General features: G+C 44.5%; 14 protein-coding genes. 5 read left to right on the top strand and 9 right to left on the bottom strand.

Annotation, left to right across the window (positions count from 1 at the left end; all coding sequences use genetic code 11):
* Positions 1-50: 50 nt before the first annotated feature.
* Positions 51-3,569, top strand: coding sequence for a PAS domain-containing hybrid sensor histidine kinase/response regulator (locus tag GPLA_RS21065; protein ID WP_007107054.1), 3,519 nt, complete (start codon positions 51-53; stop codon positions 3,567-3,569).
* Between the two features lie 29 nt (positions 3,570-3,598).
* Here the strand turns inward: GPLA_RS21065 and GPLA_RS21060 are convergent, their stop codons facing one another.
* From GPLA_RS21060 to gpmI, 7 genes are all read right to left on the bottom strand, one after another.
* Positions 3,599-3,856 carry a DUF3081 domain-containing protein gene (locus GPLA_RS21060; protein ID WP_007107053.1) on the bottom strand — a complete coding sequence of 86 codons (258 nt, stop codon included), beginning with the start codon at positions 3,854-3,856 and terminating at the stop codon, positions 3,599-3,601.
* Positions 3,857-4,250: 394 nt separating this feature from the next.
* Complete coding sequence (locus GPLA_RS21055; RefSeq protein ID WP_007107052.1) at positions 4,251-5,510, bottom strand: serine hydrolase domain-containing protein; 1,260 nt, start codon at positions 5,508-5,510, stop codon at positions 4,251-4,253.
* 171 nt (positions 5,511-5,681) lie between these two features.
* A complete protein-coding gene (locus GPLA_RS21050) occupies positions 5,682-5,912 on the bottom strand; it encodes a ChaB family protein (protein ID WP_007107051.1) in 231 nt (76 codons plus the stop codon).
* A gap of 240 nt (positions 5,913-6,152) precedes the next feature.
* Positions 6,153-7,097, bottom strand: a complete 945-nt coding sequence (locus GPLA_RS21045; protein WP_007107050.1) for a DUF808 domain-containing protein — start codon at positions 7,095-7,097, stop codon at positions 6,153-6,155.
* Positions 7,098-7,136: 39 nt separating this feature from the next.
* Positions 7,137-7,919 carry a divergent polysaccharide deacetylase family protein gene (locus GPLA_RS21040; RefSeq protein WP_226993169.1) on the bottom strand — a complete coding sequence of 261 codons (783 nt, stop codon included), beginning with the start codon at positions 7,917-7,919 and terminating at the stop codon, positions 7,137-7,139.
* Positions 7,919-9,010, bottom strand: coding sequence for a murein hydrolase activator EnvC family protein (locus GPLA_RS21035; protein ID WP_007107048.1), 1,092 nt, complete (start codon positions 9,008-9,010; stop codon positions 7,919-7,921). Before GPLA_RS21035 ends, GPLA_RS21040 begins: the two co-directional genes overlap by 1 nt.
* A gap of 62 nt (positions 9,011-9,072) precedes the next feature.
* Entirely contained in the window at positions 9,073-10,608 is a 1,536-nt protein-coding gene (gene gpmI / locus GPLA_RS21030; RefSeq protein WP_007107047.1) for a 2,3-bisphosphoglycerate-independent phosphoglycerate mutase, read from the bottom strand.
* 272 nt (positions 10,609-10,880) lie between these two features.
* Between gpmI and GPLA_RS21025 the strand changes: the two genes are divergently transcribed.
* The 4 genes from GPLA_RS21025 to gpsA are packed head-to-tail and all read left to right on the top strand — an operon-like array spanning position 10,881 to position 13,125.
* Positions 10,881-11,306, top strand: coding sequence for a rhodanese-like domain-containing protein (locus tag GPLA_RS21025; protein ID WP_007107046.1), 426 nt, complete (start codon positions 10,881-10,883; stop codon positions 11,304-11,306).
* Between the two features lie 19 nt (positions 11,307-11,325).
* Entirely contained in the window at positions 11,326-11,583 is a 258-nt protein-coding gene (grxC, locus tag GPLA_RS21020) for a glutaredoxin 3 (protein WP_007107045.1), read from the top strand.
* 22 nt (positions 11,584-11,605) lie between these two features.
* Positions 11,606-12,115, top strand: a complete 510-nt coding sequence (gene secB, locus GPLA_RS21015) for a protein-export chaperone SecB (protein ID WP_007107044.1) — start codon at positions 11,606-11,608, stop codon at positions 12,113-12,115.
* An 11-nt stretch (positions 12,116-12,126) separates the two neighbouring features.
* Positions 12,127-13,125 carry an NAD(P)H-dependent glycerol-3-phosphate dehydrogenase gene (gpsA, locus tag GPLA_RS21010; protein ID WP_007107043.1) on the top strand — a complete coding sequence of 333 codons (999 nt, stop codon included), beginning with the start codon at positions 12,127-12,129 and terminating at the stop codon, positions 13,123-13,125.
* A gap of 248 nt (positions 13,126-13,373) precedes the next feature.
* Here gpsA and GPLA_RS21005 read toward each other — a convergent pair whose 3' ends face one another.
* Positions 13,374-13,967 carry a hypothetical protein gene (locus tag GPLA_RS21005; protein ID WP_007107042.1) on the bottom strand — a complete coding sequence of 198 codons (594 nt, stop codon included), beginning with the start codon at positions 13,965-13,967 and terminating at the stop codon, positions 13,374-13,376.
* A 274-nt stretch (positions 13,968-14,241) separates the two neighbouring features.
* Positions 14,242-16,860, bottom strand: coding sequence for a S8 family serine peptidase (locus GPLA_RS21000; RefSeq protein WP_007107041.1), 2,619 nt, complete (start codon positions 16,858-16,860; stop codon positions 14,242-14,244).
* Positions 16,861-17,214 lie beyond the last annotated feature (354 nt).

Here is a 17,214-nt window from a genome sequence, read left to right as displayed (position 1 = left end):
GATTTACCTCGCTAAATGGGCAGAATTACTTTGATTTAAACGGAAAATGAATGGCCCAACTCAATTCTCTCGACGCTTATTATTGTGGACTCGATGCGGTAAATAGCGCGACTTTACACGTAACCAAAGAGCAGCAAATATTGTTTGCTAACGAGGCGGCCTGTGCCTTATTTGGATACCAAGCAAAGAAAATAACTGACATGCAGATCAATCAGTTGTTAGAGAATTTTTATTCCGATAAAAACCAACCTTTTGACGATCATTTGTTCTATGCCGAGGCACAAGAAAACGAGCAACTTAACGGCATTTACAAATGCATGATCATCAACGATGAACATCTCATCGCGGAAGTCCAGGTAAAACCCGTTTCTTGGCTGGAAACCGATACGTCATATGTGCTTAATATCAACCCAAGTAACATTCGCCCACCAACGGGGAATGAGATTTATGACATTATTCATCGCATTAATGTCGCTACAAGTGTGGCACAAATAGGTATTTGGGAATTCAATCTGGAGCAACAGAAGCTCATTTGGGATGAACAGATGTTTATTCTGCATGGCTGTGATCCCGCTGATTTTAGCGGGGAGTTAAACCAATGGAGTGATTTACTCCACCCTGACGACAAAGAAGAGGCCCTAGGTTGTCTTCACCGGTCGCTCAACACAATTGATAAACTCGATATCGCGTTTCGAATAGTGACGCCAAAAGGCGAGATGCGTCATATACGCGCATTTGCCAGGCCCGTGCGCAGCGCCGACGGGCAGGTATCGAAAATCATTGGTGTGAATTACGATATTGGTGCCCAGCACCAACAGCAAAAGTGGTTAGAAAATGGCTTACAAAGTAACGAGCTATTTATCAAAGTGCTGCGAGAGACCGACAATGCCGTCCTCATTACCGATAAAAACGTCAAGACCAAATGGGTTAATCCCAGCTTTACTCGTATTACGGGATATTACTTAGAAGAAGTCAAAGACAAAAATCCCGGCCATGTATTACAAGGCTTACAAAGTAACCCAGATACGATCGCTCAGATGCGTGATGCTGTGGCAAAACGAGAGCGGTTCAACATAGAAATACTGAATTACCGCAAAGATGGTTCGCCACTGTGGTTTAAAATCAATAGCCATCCAGTTTATCAAAACGGTGCGTTTGACGGATTTATCGCCATTCAAAGCGATATAACCGAACAGAAAAATGCCGAATTTGCCCTGCTCAAGGCCAATAGTATTCAAAAAGCGATACTCGACAGTGCGCATTTGTTAATGGTGTCATGTGATGCTGATGGCCAGATTTTGACCTGTAATCAGACCACCGAAACCGTGTTAGGTTATAGTCGTAATGAACTGAAACAAGACGCCAATATTCAGCAATTTATGCTGACGTCAGAACTCACTAAATTCTCACAACAAGGTTCTCATAAATTTACCTCTCCCATGGAGGCTTTTTTTTATCGCGCCTCACAAAGGGACGTTGATGAAAATGAGTGGAGCTTTGTTACCAAAAATGGCCAGCAAATTCCTATGGAGGTCGCCGTAACGGGCATTATATCCCTGGAAGATACCTTAGAGGGGTACTTATTGGTCGCCAGAGATATCAGCCAAATCAAACGTTTTGAGAAAGAACGCCGGCGCCAGCAGGACCTACTGGAAACCACTGGGGAAATGGCCAAATTAGGTGGTTGGGAACTGGACCTAGCCTCGAACAAAGTGACTTGGTCAGATCAAGTGTACCGCATTCATGAATTACCTATCGGCTCTGAAGTTGACTTAACCAGCGCGATGAACTTTTATCCCAGCGACGTGCGCCCCGCCGTGAAAAATGCAATGAATAGCTCCATTGCTGATGGCAAGAAATGGGACTTACAAGTGCCATTTCTTACGGCCAAAAAGAACCATATTTGGGTTCGAGCGGTTGGTTACGCCGAGTATCAAGATGGCGTACCCATATTATTACGGGGTGCCTTTCAAGACATTACAGAAATGAAAAAGGCAGAAGAACAAGCCAAAGAAGCCAGCCGGGCAAAAAGTGAATTTTTAGCCAATATGAGTCATGAAATCCGCACGCCAATTAACGGGATTGTGGGCATGAACGATTTACTATTGGCCACCGAACTGACTAAAAAACAGCGCCATTTTGCCGAATTAGTGCACAGCAGCAGTGAATCATTACTACTACTTATCAACGATATTTTAGATTTCTCCAAAATTGAAGCCGGTAAGTTGAGCATAGATTCAATCGACTTCGATTTACACTTACTGCTAGGAAACATAATCGATACCTTTGCCAGCCGTGCCCAGCAAAAAGGCCTTGAGCTAATATTCGATTTACATCCAGACGTACCCCAGTGGATCACCAGTGATCCAGGTCGCATTCGACAAATCTTAAATAACCTGTTGGGTAACGCAATTAAATTCACCCATCACGGTGAAGTCATTTTACGGGCTGCATTGGCTGGGGATGAGCAACTCAAATTTGATGTATTGGATACCGGAATTGGTATTCACGAAGATAATCAACAAGCATTATTTTCTAAGTTTATGCAAGTCGACTCCTCTACCACTCGTCACTTTGGGGGGACCGGATTAGGCTTAGCTATTAGCAAGCAACTGAGTGAATTACTCGGTGGAACGGTTGGCGTGGCCAGCAAATGGCAGCAAGGTTCAACATTCTGGTTTACCATATCGTTAGAAGCATTTTCTCGTGGCAATACACCAAGTTTGCCTATATTTTCTGAGCGAGAAAGCCCCCTACAGGTGCTAGTCGTGGATGACAATCCTACACTGACGGATATTTTACGTCAGTGGCTAGCGACGCAGAATATGATCATGCATCACGCAGAGAACGCGTCTCAGGCCCTAAAATTGTTGCGCCGAAGTCACCTTAGCACGACGCAAATGGATATGGTCCTCATCGACACCAATTTACCCGGCATAAATGGTATTGAGTTAACCAAAGCGATCCGTAGTAACGATCTGTTTAACACCTTGCACATTATTTTAATGACGCCCCATGATTGGCTTGAAAGTGGTACATCCAGCCAGCTAACAGGGGCGGTTAGCTATGTCACTAAACCTATTAAGCCCGCTACCTTGAGCGCAGCGTTTACCGGGGCTGTAGAGAAAGATTCACCAGCTAAACACAGTAAAAATCAGCCTGCGACAAAGTTACTGAATAAACATCAACAAGCGCCGCATATTCTGTTGGTAGAAGATAACTTTATTAACCAGCAGGTGGTGATCGAAATGCTTAAGAAATTGCACTGCTCAGTGCAAGTAGCAGAAAACGGGCAAGAGGCTATCCATAACCTTGAGCAGGCAGATAAACCTTTTGATGCCATATTAATGGATTGCCAAATGCCGATCATGGACGGTTATCAAGCAAGCCGTATTATTCGCAAGAACATGCATGAAAATTACGCCTCAACCTTGCCCATTATAGCGCTCACCGCTAACGCTATGAAAGGTGATCGAGAGGCTTGCTTAGCTGCGGGTATGAATGCCTACCTATCTAAACCGATTGTGCTGGCAGACCTAAGAGCTGAGTTGCATCAGTGGCTTAAATAATAGCCTCTGATGCGATTTATCTCTGTCGATCAGTAATCGTTATCGATAGCCTTAAGTTTCTTTTCAAATTGCACCATGTGCTCATCTTTTTCATAATCAAAATGATATTGGTTATGAAAGCCAAAACGAAGTTTAACTAATTGATCTTCCATGAAAATAGTATAGCCATCAAAATCACTAAAAGCGGTTACACCAGCAAGGAAATGGCCTTCACCTTTAGGCTCACCGTTTTCTCTAATTTTCTCAAAGATTGACAGTATAAACTTACTGTCCATTTCATTTTTCATGGCCTGGCCTTTACGTGTTGAGTATTGGTTTTACGTTAACGAGTCAACCTTAACGCATCTGACAATAATGGATTGTATTCGCTGACAAATGCAATAACTACGCCTGCTAGGCAAGGTTAAATATATCACTTTGCAAACAGCGAACAATGAAGATGAATCTCGCTATACGTTATTAGATAAGGGCATGTGCACACGATATCAATATGCAGTGCTCGCCTTTGACTAATGACGCACAAAATACAAAATCATTGATACGCAATACATTAGGGTAAGTTTGGGATACCAAAGAGGAAAATCTACACACTAACCTATCAATCGTTTTTGCCCACTAGCAGACACAAAAAAACCACTGGGCTTAACCCAGTGGCTGAACGTTAATCTAATTTGGTAAGTATTAGTCAACTAACGCTTGATACGCCATGTTCTTAAAGTCTTTGTTATAGGAAAAATAACTAGAGGGCATAAGCTGAGTCATTGAAATGATGATCATTTGCTCTTTTGGATCGATTCTAAAATAAGTTGAAGCGGCTCCAGCCCAGCCATAATCGCCTTTTGAACCCATAGTATTCGCACCTTGCTCATCAACGGTAACCGACATCGCTAAACCATAACCTTCACCAGGCGCAGAAGGCTCAAATGGGATAAGACTAGCGGGTAAATGATTGGTACGCATGTATTCAACGGTTTTACGTCCGAGAATACGCTTGCCCTTATACTCACCGCCATTTAACAGCATTTGGGTAAAGGTATAATAATCATCTATGGTTGAGACTAAACCACCACCGCCTGATTCAATTTCAGGAGCAGATAAGTAATCCCCAAGTGGTTCATTTTCCATTGGCACCGTTTGACCTTGCTGATTGATAACGTAGATCTGCGCTAAACGGTCTTTTTTATCTGCTGGCACATAAAAGCCAGTGTCGTTCATCTTCAGTGGGTTAAAGATATGCTGCTTGAAATACTCACCTAAGGTTTGACCGGATAAACGCTCAACTAACACGCCAATTATATCGGTGCCTATGCTGTAGTTCCATTTCGTACCGGGTTGATGATTTAGCGGTAACTTAGCCACTTCTGTTAGCAAATCTGCACGCTTGGTTTTACCCGAGAACAGAGCCGATTGCTGATACAACTTATCCACTGGGCTTTGGCTAAAACCATAACTGAAACCTGCTGAGTGGGTAAACAGCTGCTGAATGGTCATGATCTTATTTGTGTCTTCAAGGATCATTTTATCGCCATCCATTCCTGCATATACCTTAAGATTTGCTAACTCAGGTAGATACTTACTCACAGGATCATTCATCTGAAATTTGCCTTGCTCCCACAGCGTTAAGGCAGCAACAGCGGTAATCGGTTTGGTCATGGAATAAATACGGAAAATAGTATCTTCTGCCATGTCAGTTTTAGCTTCACGGTCGCTAAATCCGACTGCTTCAAGGTGTACCACTTTGCCCTTACGTGCCACTAAGGTCACAGTGCCAGCTAACTTCTGCTGATCGACAAACGCCTGCATAGCCGGTTCAATTCGTTCAAGACGAGCTTCAGACATACCCACTTTTTTTGGATTTGTAACACGAATGTCGGCGTAGGCAGGCTGCGCTAACAATGCACTCATGGCACTTGCTAAAAGAATTTTATTGATTTTTTTCATGAAAGACCTGTTTTAGGATATGCGTCAATCGAGTGGTTGAGGATATATCATACTAATGTGATAAATCATCAAAATTAACAATAAGTCATCATCATCCCAACATATAACTACCAGTAATCAAGGCCTAATCACATGAGTTATGCCCAAAAAGCCAATTAAATTGGCTGACTCTTATACTTTTTTAAGCCACAGACCATTGTCATTTTTTTGATATTTTTGCTTCACAGCTGACCAAGCCACTTTGTGGGCGACTTCTTCACGCCCTTGGTCTCCCCGTCTGTCGTCGGGATCTTTGTATTCATCCCACGCACTGTTAAACGCAGCTAAATAAATACTCTGTGCCTTAGGGGGTAACACATTTTGCACCGTGTCAGGCAGATCTTTATGAGAATCGTATGGCATATAGACGCTCCTTAAAATATTTAAGTCATAACATAGCTATTACTAGCGCAAAGTTTAGGCTGCTTTGCTCTGCAGCCCTAAACGCGCTTACTGAATAAAAAGAAGCAAGAAGAGTTCCAAACACATAATAAAGTCAGCGTGCAACACTGACGCTGACATGAAATGACCATTGATGAATATATGCAATGATAGGGGCTGTTATCCCCGTCCCACTTGTGAAAATATTACAAGGTTATGGGTTTATTTACCGCGAAACGCAGATACTAATTTCCCCATTAAAGAGACGATTAATAACACCAGTCCTCCGGCGACAATACCCACTATACCGTCGGCTAGTATGGGTAAAATAGCATTAATAGTACTTCCTACCCCACTGAACTGAGTTAACACATTTGCCACTACATGATGCACAAAGGGCACGCTGTGAACCACTATCCCTCCACCCACCAAAAACATCGCAGCCGTACCGATAATGGCCAGGCTTTTCATCAGTAACGGCGCAATAATCAATAAACTGCGCCCAACGAACCGTTGTAAGCGGTTAAATGATCCAGACACAGATTTACGCAGCATATACAAACCAGCATCATCTAGTTTGACGATACCAGCAACCAAACCATACACCCCAACGGTGATAGCAATGGCCAATAATGACACAACGATTATTTGTGTGCTTAAAGGCTCAGCCTGCACTGTGCCCAAAACGATGACTACGATTTCAGCAGACAAAATAAAATCTGTTCTTATCGCCCCTTTAATTTTGCCTTTTTCTAACGCGACTAAATCAACCGTTGGGTCCGCCAACGCATTGAGCTTTTCTTGATGCTCTGCTTCACGCTCCGCTTTGCTGTGCAGCCACTTATGGGCAACTTTTTCAAAGCCTTCGAAACACAAGTACAAACCACCAATAACCAGTAACACAATAATCAACCAAGGAGCAAAAGCACTGATCAATAGTGCTGATGGTACGAGGATCAATTTATTTAAAAATGAACCTTTGGCAACCGCCCACACAACAGGCAGTTCCCGCTCTGCTTTTACACCAGAGACTTGCTCTGCGTTTAATGCCAAATCGTCACCTAGCACGCCAGCCGTTTTTTTGGCTGCCACTTTAGATAAAATAGCCACGTCATCAAGGATCGTCGCGATGTCATCAATCAAGGCAAGTAGGTTTGCAGCGGCCATGCTTGGCTCCTAAAAATTGGGGTTAAGACTAATAGTGAATTATTCTGCAATAGCGCGTGGTGGCTCATTACCACCTTGCAGCAGTAACATAGCACTGAGGGGGATTAACTGCACATTATCTTGTGCTAATTTCGGCAGTCGTTGCTGCAAGTAAGTGATCGTCTGGCTATGGGGGTGACCAATGGCTAGGGAGCGTCCATATTTTCGTGCTTTTGTGACTAATAAATTAAACTGACGGTCTATTTTGTCCACCGACAAATCATTGTCTAGAAAAACATGCCGCCGCATGGTGGGTACATGCTGTTGTCTGGCAATCGTTTCAGCCAGCGTAAGTGCGGTGGTGCGACTATCAATAAAGATTAAACCATGTTGATGCAGATATCCCATAGTCGTACGCATGGGATGAGCCAGTTGAGTAAGACGACTACCCATATGATTATTCATACCAAGGGCATCAGGCACACTGGCAAACGCTGCGTTAAGAGTTTGCAATATGTCACTGTCATTCATGCTCGCCAGCAGCACATTCGGCTCTTGCCGTAACCCGGCAACAGACTCCATTGGCATGTGCAGCAAAAATTCACGTTGCTGCTCTTTCGCTAACAGAGCGTACTTTTGACTCATTTTTTTGTGGGGTAATATGGACACAGCCACATTCTTTGGTAAGGAAAATGCCGCTTTATCACGCAGAAAACTATTTCCCACATCGTCAATGATAATCGCGATTTGCGCACTGTAGGCTGTATCGGGAGCAATCAACATTAACAATAAGACGAGGCAAATACGGCGTGTCCTGCTGAGCTTATTGTTATTAATATCCACTACAACTTTAACCACTGGGTAGGATTCACCGGATCACCTTTATAGCGAATTTCGAAATACAAATTAGGTGAAGATTGACCACCACTTTGCCCTACCAGTGCAATCGGCTCCCCAGCTGAAACAGTATCACCCGACTGATGTAACAAGGCCTGGTTATGCCCATACAAACTCATGTAGCCGTTGCCGTGATCGATCACCGTGACCAAACCAAACCCTCGTAGCCAGTCTGCATACAAGACTTTACCGTGATGAATCGCCACCACATTGCTGCCCGCATTGGCGTCAACGATAATGCCTTTCCAACGCACTTGTCCTTGGCGCTTAGTCCCAAATAATTTGCGCACTCGCCCATCAGCTGGCATGAGTAACTGACCCTTCAATTTCGCTAAACCATCAAAGGTGGTTGGCTTTAAGGCGGCCAAACGCTCAGCTTCAGCAATGGCTTTACGTAAATTTTGCTCGTTCGCTTGTAGCTCTTCAATCTTAGCCGCATCACTCTCAATGGCTGATTGTAATTTGCTTAGGGTCTGCTCTCGACTGCGCAGCCCTTGGGTAAGTGTCGCCTGTTGAGCCTGCTGACGGTCAAGCAGGTTTTGCAGACCATCTTGCTTCACGATTAAACTTAGATTGATTTCAGTTAACTCTTCGCCCAACATTCGAAATTCATCAATTAATTCGCTTCGCGCCTTATTCAGGTATTGGTAATACGTGATCGTGCGCTCAAATTTAGCCGCACTTTCTTGGTTAAGCAGCATTTTGGCGTAATCATAATTGCCCGTCATAAAGGCACTGCGAATTTGCTTGGCTAAGGTTTCTTGCTGCTTTGCTAACTTACTTTGAATTTCGCTTTGGCGTTTTTTAAGGTTTCGCTGATCCTCTTGGTTCGCCTTTAACTCTTGTTCTGTGCTGTTAAGTGCTTTGGCGGCGGAGGCAATTTTAAGCTCACTTTGCTTTAACTCACCTTGCAACGCTTTGGCTTTTGCCAGTTGTTTCGCAACTTGCTGTTGTTTCTGTTTAATCTGCTGTTGCAGCGCTTGTAGTTCTTCTTTGGATTGGCCCAACACCTGAAATGGTAAAAGGCAAACAAACAAAAAGCACCATAAGCATGGTGCTTTTTTGTTTTTTATCCATGACAACAATGGTTGCAAAAGAATTACTTAACCAAAGTCACAATGGGCGTGCCAGTCATTTCGTTTGGTTGTTCCATGCCCATTAAGTGCAACATAGTGGGCGCCACATCACTCAAGGTGCCGCCAGTGCGTGCAGTGGTCTTTTGACCAACGTGCCAAAACGGCACTAACTCACTGGTATGAGCCGTATGTGCTTGACCTGTTGTTTCATCCGCCATTTTTTCCGCGTTACCATGATCCGCAGTGATTAAGCAGTCGCCACCAATGTGATTAATCGCTTCAACAACACGTCCAATACAGGTATCTACTGCTTCACAGGCTTTCACTGCCGCAGCAAAATTACCGGTATGACCGACCATGTCGCCATTGGGATAATTACATATAATGGCGTCAAATTTACCTGACTCAATAGCCGCTACAAGCTTATCAGTCAGCTCAGTGGAGTTCATTTCTGGCTGTAAATCATAAGTGGCGACTTTTGGTGAAGGGATCAAAATACGTTCTTCGCCTTCATATAAATCTTCTTTACCGCCGCTGTAGAAAAAGGTCACGTGAGCGAACTTTTCTGTTTCGGATATACGTAATTGGGTTTTACCATGATTCGCTAACCACTCGCCCATGACATTGACCAATGCCACCGGAGGATAAGCTGCTGGTGCATCTATGCTTTCCGCGTAGCGAGTCAGCATCACAAATGCGCTCAGATCAATATGTTGCCCTTTGTCGAAATCACTAAAGTCGCTCTCCACAAACGGACGACTGATTTCACGGGCACGATCCGCTCTGAAGTTCATAAAGACTAATGCATCACCCGCTTCAATCGGCGCAGCATCACCAATAACAGTAGGTTGCATAAATTCATCGTTTTCATCTCGGCTATAAGAATTTTCTAACCCTTCCACGGCACTCGCTACATTGAAAGCCCCTTCACCTTTGGCTATGACCTTGTAAGCCTTTTCAACACGATCCCAACGAGAGTCGCGATCCATGGCGTAATAGCGGCCCACTAAGGTAGCTGTTTTGCCCACACCGAGCTCTTCGAATACTTTATCAGCGGCTTCAAGCGGTGCTTTAGCGCTACGAGGCGGAGTGTCGCGACCGTCTAAAAATGCATGCAAATAGATTTTTTTCGCGCCGCGCTTAGCTGCCAGCTTAATCATCGCAAAGATATGGTCTTGGTGGCTGTGTACACCACCTTCGGATAACAAGCCCATAATATGAACGGCTTTATCTTGCTTAATGGCTTTATCTACATTGTTGACCAATATTTCGTTTTCGAAAAAATCACCGTCTTTAATCGCTTTGGTCACTCGGGTAAAATCTTGATATACCACACGGCCTGCGCCTAAATTTACGTGACCTACCTCTGAGTTACCCATTTGTCCACCCGGCAACCCCACATCCATACCTGAGGCAGAGATAAGTGTATTGGTAGTTTCTTTTGTTAAGCGGTCTAGTACCGGGGTGTTTGCGTGGGCAATCGCGTTATTGGTGGTGTCTTCTCGGTGTCCCCACCCGTCCATTATAATTAGGGCTAACGTTTTTTTGCCTTGGCTCATGATTGTCTCCGCTGAAAAAGGTTGTAAAAAAGTAACTTGGGGTCAGAACGATAGATTGCAAAGTGCAAGTAAACATTCTACACACACAGGTACCATATTATCCTGTGTGTGTTGGCTCGTCACGGGCAATTAGTGGAAAAACTCGCGTGTTTACAAAACCTTATTTTATAAGTTATGGCTTGGTGGCGCACTGCTACTGGTTTTAGGCAGTAATTTCTATATACTTTGCTCTCATTTTTTTACCTTAAATGCTTTAAAGAGGCGCAATAATTATGGATCAAGTGATTGAATTTGCTACAAATCACTACATTTTAGCGGGTTTATTCGTCGCTTTGTTAGTATCGCTGCTATACACCACTGTCGCGAGTTCATTTTCAAAATTAAAAGAGCTCAGCACCCACGAGGCTACGCTTCTAATGAATAAAGAGGACGCCATGGTGCTGGATATCCGCCCAGTGGCCGAATTTAAAAAGGGCCATATTTTAGGCGCCAAGCAAATTAAACCTGAGCTCGTCACTAAGGGCGATTTCGCTAGCCTTGAAAAACAAAAAGACAAACCCATTATTGTTGTGTGTGCAATGGGAATGACATGTAAACGTACTGCAAACCAAATGCTTAAGGAAGGTTTTGAGCAGGTAACCGTTCTTAAAGGAGGGATGAACGCCTGGCAAGGTGCGAGTCTTCCAATTAGCAAATAAACAAAAAGGTATTTTTATCATGAGTAAAGTCGAGTTATACACCAAAGGACACTGTCCGTACTGTCACCGCGCGAAGGCGCTACTAGAGCAGAAAGGCGTGCAATACACCGAATTTAAAGTGGATGTTCAGCCTGAACTACGTTCAGAAATGATCACTCGCGCTAACGGTGGTTCAACCGTGCCGCAAATATTTATTGGAATACAACACGTAGGTGGTTGTGACGATTTGTTCGCGCTAGAATCACAAAATAAATTAGATACATTACTTTCTGCTTAAGCAGAAAATTTAAGGAAGCAAAATGGCTGAAGAAAACCAAACAAATCCAGCTGACGCAGCTCAAGCCGCTCAGGGACCTCAATTCGCAATCCAGCGTATTTACACCAAGGACATCTCTTTTGAAACGCCAAATTCACCGGCTATTTTTCAAAAAGAATGGAAACCTGAAGTTCAATTAGATTTGGACACACGTAGTGCGCTGATTGAAGAAAACGTCTATGAAATCGTCTTGGCTGTTACAGTGACCGCCATGTTAGGTGAAGAAACAGCCTTTTTGTGTGAAGTACAACAAGCGGGTATTTTTGCTATCGGCGATATGCCTGAGCAAAATAAAGCGCACATGTTGGGTTCTTTCTGCCCGAACACGCTTTTCCCTTATGCTCGTGAAACGATTTCTAACTTAGTTAATCGTGGTACGTTCCCGCCCCTTAATCTTGCGCCTGTTAACTTTGACGCTATTTTTGCAGCTTACATGCAAAAACGTGCGGCTCAACAAGCACAAGAGCAAGCGCCTACGCAGTTAGACGCGTAAGTACTGAGCTAATGAAACAAACAGTTTCAGTATTGGGGGCGGGGTCGTATGGCACCGCCCTTGCTTTTTGTCTGGCCAGAAATGGGGTTGTCACCACATTATGGGGCCGAGACCCAAAGCAAATGCAAGATATGGCCGACGTCAGAAGTAATCAAAAATACTTACCAGGGGCTATTTTCCCCGAGCCATTAAGTATTGAAGTCGATTTACGCAGCGCGGTGAGCCTAAACAATGATTTACTCATTGTGACCCCAAGCCACGGCTTTTCAGCGTTGTTACGCCAAATTAAACCCATGCTCACATCAGAGCACAGAATTATTTGGGCCACCAAGGGACTCGATCCCCAAAACGGCAGATTATTGCAAGATGTTGCCCGGGAAATACTCGGTGATACTATTCCTCTTGCGGTGGTGTCAGGCCCCACATTTGCTAAAGAAATGGTCGCAGGCTTACCCACCGCTATTTCCGTATCATCAACGGATGATCAATTGGCCACAGATTTTGCCAATATGCTGCACTGCTCTCGTTCATTTCGGGTATACAAAAACAATGACTTTATTGGCGTGCAATTAGGCGGTGCGGTAAAAAACGTCATTGCCATAGGCGCTGGGTTAGCCGATGGCTTAGGCTTTGGTTCAAACGCCAGAACGGCTTTGATCACCCGTGGTCTAGCAGAGCTAACTCGCTTAGGTATTACCTTAGGCGCACAGCCTGAAACCTTTATGGGTATGGCAGGCCTAGGTGACTTGGTATTAACCTGCACTGATAACCAATCCCGTAATCGTCGTTTCGGTTTAGCTTTAGGCGCCGGAAAAAGCATAGACGACGCGATTGCAGAAATCGGCCAAGTGGTTGAAGGTTACCGCAATACCAAAGAAGTACATCAATTGGCTGCGCGTCATAACGTAGAAATGCCGATTTGTGAGCAAATCTACAAAGTCTTATACGAAGCCAAACCCGCAAAAGAAGCTGCACTAGCCTTACTAGGTCGAGAGCAAACATCTGAATAACAAACTGGGTTACAACTGCATTTAGTTAGTAAAATAAAAATGCCTCATTGACGATTAGTGCCCTCCTATCCAGAGGGCATTTTTATTTGTGTGATATGAAGGTGTAAGCGCAAAGCTAACCCAATGCCCATTGTAACAAGCATCATTTATCGCAACTAGTGTTTAGGTTCGGCAACCGCGGGGAAAAGCACAGTTAATGAAACGAATAGCTCAAATAGATTCGCGTTCATTGACTGAACTAAATGGCCTTATTTCTTCGTTGCCTGCAAATGAAAAACGTTAATCGGTGAGGCGATATTCCACTGGGCTTTGCCTGTATCAAATTTGATTGATACATATAAACCGTTATTTTCACCATCAAAATGACGGTAAGTCTTGCTCGCTTTTGAGCGTGAGCGCTGATAAACATGTGAAAAAGCGACCAACTCTAACGAGTGCACTAATGCGAAATAATTGGGTACAAGCCAGGCGAAGGCATCCATGAGCCAGCGATCTTGCTTGAGTTGTGTTAATAGCGCTGGCGGGTATTGCCCTGCGAGTACGCACTCCCCGTTGGCAAACCTTAACGTAAACTTGGGCATGGCTTTATCGCCAGCATTGGCGCCCGCAGCCTCTAGAACCATTTCACAGTGGGTTTCAATCCGTGCTAACAAGTGTTCAGTTTCTTCGCGTATATAATAATCCAACCCCGTAATAGGCTGATATCGCATTCTAGGTTCATTTACCCATAATGTAGGCAGCAATTGCTGTAATACGTGGGCTGAGCCTACTGTTGGCCTTGCTGTGCGCGCAACATCTTGGCCAAGCGTATTAGTGAGTTGAATATGGGCAGAACCTAGCATATGAATACCTTTTGCTGCCTTTGGTGTGCAGCTAGTGTTTAACTAATATCCTACCGTTCAGCAGAGATTATGCCAAAGTGAGTATTATTAATTTAATCAATAGCTTATAAGCCGAAATCCGCCTCTAGAGAAAAACACAAAGACAAGTGTCATTTTTCTGACTGGGCATTTGACAAGAGTGCAATGAGGGCGAATTGTGATGAGGGTTACAAAAAATAAAAAGCCGAGTCAGATATATCAACTCGGCTTTTTAGCTGTTAAAAATTGTGTTTATTTAGGGACGTTCAATCACCAGCCTAAAATAGACCAGATCATGCAGCTCGTTATCATCTGACCAAATCCAATTGGCGCCATTGGAGCCATACAATCCGCTCACTCGCGAGCGCCAAGGTAAAGCCCCATAAGCGCCATACTCTGCGGCATAACCCCAACTATTATCGTCATAACTTTGCGTATTCCAATCATCAAACGTTTGCGTAGAAACTTTCCACTGCGTATCGCTGACGATAACGCCCTGTTCGGTTTCTATCTTAGCGATAAGCGCCGCAATGCCATCTACGTCCTGGGCCTTCACCGCTAATACGTTGCGACCAGAGGCCAGTTCCACGATGTAACTCTTAGCGTACATCCAGTTGTTTGATGAGCCTAAGAATACGCCGTTAAAGTAAGTATCTTCAAAGTTATCAACCGATATTGTGATCGTTGCCATTTCAGAGGTGACAGGCGCGGCGGCGATAGACAGCGTAAAGGTTTGCTGAGCGTGTGTGCCTGTTGTATCACTAGCCTGAACAGTAAAGGTAAATTCGCCTGCTTCATTAGGTGTTCCTGCCAATTCCCCGCTTTGCGTCTCAAGGCTAATCCCATTAGGTAAACTACCGTTTGTTAGTGACCATACAAAAGACTCGCTTCCACCACTGGCAGACAGCATGCTTGAATAAGCTTCATTCACCTGCCCTTGTGCTAAGGCCAGCGTTTCAATCACCACAGGATCAGGCGCAGCCTCATCACTTGCAGTTATGTGATAACGAAAGTACACAGTATCGTCGTCATAACGTTCATCTGACCATAGCCACTGCGCTTGGCTTGTACTTGCCCATCCCTGTACTTTTTTATACCAAGGCCACACGCCGTAGTAACCATAGGTACTGGCTGGTTGCCACTGGCTATCATCGAAATCGGTTTGCTGCCAACCTTCAACATGCTCAGTAGAAACTTTCCAATTTTCATCGCTATACAAAGGTTGACCCGCTAACTCTAATTCAGCCAGCAGTCCTGCTAAACCATCAACATCCATCGCTTTGACTGCCAGCACATTATTGACTTGCGTCACATTAACGCTATAGAACTGGCTGCTTTTCCAATCTGCAGACTCGCCTAACAGTACCCCGTTAAAGTACAACTCTTCTGAATTATCAACCGTTAGGCGAATGCTTAATTGTTGATTAATTGCAGGCTCGGGCATGAGGTTCTCGGCGGCGGCGCCTAATGCGATGCGACCAAATGTCAAGGTGCTGACATCAATGGCCTTGCCCGTGTTTAATAGCGCCGCTAAAATTTGCCCTTTATCAGGTTTGTTATCCAATGAAGCCAGCGCAGCAAATGCGCCAGCCACATGAGGAGCCGCCATAGATGTCCCTTGCAACGAGGAATAAGTTCCGCCGGGTACAGAGGAAACAATACTCGTGCCGGGTGCCAATAGGGTTAAATAATCTGCTCGGTTAGTGAATGACGCGACACTGTCGTTATCCGTTGTTGCCCCAACACTTACCGCACCAGTGACACACCCAGGTGCGCTTATTTTGTTGCTATAACCACTGTTACCCGACGCGATCACGACGGCGATACCCGCCTCGTCGAGTTTACCGACTGCTGCCGCGTAGCTGCGGTTAGCTGAATCACAATCACTTTGAGTGAGATACCCCCCCGCCCCTAAGCTAATGTTCACGGACGGAATAGCATAGGTATTTCGCAGGCTATATACTCGTTCTAATCCTTGAATAACGTCAGAATCGTAGGCGCCTAAACAAGGTGGATTACCATCACAATAACTACTATCGAGGATCTTTGAAAACACTTGAATGGCGATGATATCGGCGTTTTTAGCAACCCCGTGTAAGGTATCGCTATTACCTGCGACAATGCCTGCCACGTGGGTACCATGGTAACAGCCACTAAAATCACAGGCTTGGGCAGCGCCATCGGCTATTTCATCATTATTACCACTAGGACAGACAGACTCAGAAAAGCCGGAGCTGCGGTTAGTGGAAAAACACGCTTCAGAAACCACCTTACCATTTAAAAACGGATGATTTGCCTCAACACCTGAGTCAAGCACGGCTACTGTCTGACCGGCTCCATTGGCCCCAATATCATAAGCCTCATCGCTGCCAATAATACTGGTACTTTGGGCGAGTGTAGGCTGACGAATATTATCAAGCTGAATACTGCGTACATCACTTTGACCTTCGAGTACTAATAAGGCCCGAGCATTAATTTCATACACCACCAAAGGCAAATGAACAAAGCTGTGCTTTAACTGCGCGCCGCTTTGATTCAAGGTCAATTGTAAGTTAGCTTGGGCAGTTGCGATTGCTCGCATCGTGCTGGCCTCACGATTAGCGTCGCTCACGCCTTGCTGGTTGCTGTCACTTTGGCTTGCACTGTTATTTTCATCAACGGATGATGATGATCCATTCGAGTCAATATCAAGCTCCACAATGACTCGCACCGTGCCAGTTTGCTGCATTTCGCTGACTAATAACTGACGTTGCTTGGCATTGAGTAGATTGCTGTCCGCTGCATTCGCTAGGTTAATGCTGACAAAGCTCGCAAAAATACAGCACAACCAACATGCAACAAAAGGTGGAAATCGATTTAAAAGCGCATTTTTCATGATATCTCTCGCTAAGTGATAGTCACTTATCTTAATCTATAGGCATTATTTAGGGTGAGGATGTAAGGTATCGAAAATCAGACTTTCGAATGACATCCTATGAGCATTCAGGCCATCCTGAGCAAATTTCATGCATACCTTTAGTAAGACACAGGGGCAAAATTTAACAACTAGCCTTTAGTTTTACACTCGATGTTAAATACGTATGAGCTATATATTTTAGTTCTATATGAGGTACGCAATCTTTCACTGACGCGGGGTATCATTCCGCCACAGCAAGGCCTGAAACAATAGTACAGGCTTTTTTAGGTAACGTATAAACAACACAATAAGAGCAGTCGCAATAAAAGGTAA

The organism is Paraglaciecola polaris LMG 21857 (assembly GCF_000315055.1).
GTDB lineage: Bacteria > Pseudomonadota > Gammaproteobacteria > Enterobacterales > Alteromonadaceae > Paraglaciecola > Paraglaciecola polaris.
Note: the sequence above shows the minus strand (reverse complement) of the source record. Positions and strands in the feature narration are given on the sequence as shown.